This is a genomic window from Ammoniphilus resinae, from assembly GCF_017873965.1.
In the GTDB taxonomy this organism is placed as follows: domain Bacteria; phylum Bacillota; class Bacilli; order Aneurinibacillales; family RAOX-1; genus Ammoniphilus_A; species Ammoniphilus_A resinae.
Map to the genome: position 1 here is coordinate 1 of NZ_JAGGKT010000054.1, position 1648 is coordinate 1648.

The 1648-nt window shown below is 42.7% G+C and carries 1 protein-coding gene; it reads left to right on the forward strand.

Annotated features, from left to right (window positions below; genetic code table 11):
- Positions 1–160 precede the first annotated feature (160 nt).
- Positions 161–1483 (forward strand): IS4 family transposase, encoded by a 1323-nt coding sequence (locus J2Z37_RS25360; RefSeq protein ID WP_209813092.1) that lies wholly within the window; start codon positions 161–163, stop codon positions 1481–1483.
- Positions 1484–1648: the final 165 nt, after the last annotated feature.

Sequence of the window (1648 nt, forward strand, 5' to 3'; positions counted from 1 at the left end):
CAATGTCATTAAGTTAAGATGCAAGATCAAAAATCTAGTAAAGAGCAGGTTATCGAATAGATAACCCGCTCTTTTTTTTGCACGAAAAAAAAAAAAAAAGAACTTGACAAGTAGTTGGAAGTGTGTGGCGTAGCCCCTTAAAAACGAGGAGGTTATGCCAATGAATGAGTACGCAAATTCGCTAAAACAAACACTGTCATCCCTCATACGTGAAATGGCAGCCGCACCAGCACCTTATGTCAAAAACCCTGGAAAAGATTTTACCCGAAATAAAAAGTTACCCTTTGAAACGGTTATGCAACTCCTGATCTCCATGGGGGGTAACAGCATATATAAGGAACTCTTGGAATCGCAGGGCTATGATGTAAACACCGCAACCACTTCTGCTTTTGTCCAACAGAGGAATAAAATTCTGCCATCTGCTATGGAATTCTTGTTTCACGAATTTACGCAAACCTATACGGATATCAAGGACTACCGAGGGTATCGATTACTTGCCATTGACGGTTCGGATTTACATATCGCAACGGACTCTGCGGACACAGATACCTATTTTCAAAGTCAACCGAACACGAAAGGTTATAACCTTCTACATTTGAACGCAGCCTATGACTTGTGCAACAGACTTTACGTGGATGCTCTTGTTCAGCCGCGAAGGTTGTGCAACGAGGGAAGGGCGCTGGCAGATATGGTTGACCGTTCGCCCATCAAAGGTAAAGCCATTGTTACTGCCGATAGAGGTTATGAAAGTTACAACAATTTCGCGCATATTGAACGCAAAGGGTGGAACTATGTCATACGGGTAAAGGATTTGGATTCCAATGGTATTCTTTCAGGCTTGCGTTTACCCTCTGGCGGAGAGTTTGATATAGACGTTCAGCTAATACTCACCAAAAAACAAACCAAAGAGGTCAAGGCTCATCCGGAGATTTACAAGTTCGTCCCTTCTAGGTCTACATTTGATTTTTTGGATTTGCATGAGAACTTGTTTTACCCGATTTCCTTTCGGGTTGTTCGTTTCGTCCTGCCGAATGGCGATTATGAAACCGTCATAACGAATCTTTCATCGGCTGGTTTCCCACCCGATGAAATCAAGTCCATTTATAACATGCGATGGGGCATTGAAACCTCTTTCAGGGCATTAAAATACACCGTCGGTCTGACGAATTTTCACGCAAAGAGACAAGAGTCCATCACCCAAGAGATTTTCTCAAGACTGATCATGTACAATTTTGTTGAAATGATTACCTCGCACGTAGTCATTTCCCAAATGGATAAACGGCACCTATACCAAGTCAACTTCACGGTGGCCGTTCACGTTTGTAGACATTTCCTGCGCTCAAGGGATGATGAACCCCCGCCCGATGTTGAAGCGCTGATTCGCAAAAACATTTTGCCGATTCGACCCCTTCGCCCAGGGCAGATGAATACGCGTAAGATCCGCTTCAAATCAGCTGTTAGCTTCGTTTACAGAGTAGCATAATTCGTTTCATATGAACATTTTTTAAGCGGATATTCCTTCCGCTTTGTTTGCTATACGCTTTTTTCGTGCTTACACAAAAAAACAAACGGCATAGGTTTTTTTCCATGCCGTTTTGCATTCCATTTTTATTCCCAGTCCTTCTTTGAGCCTAACTTAATGACATTG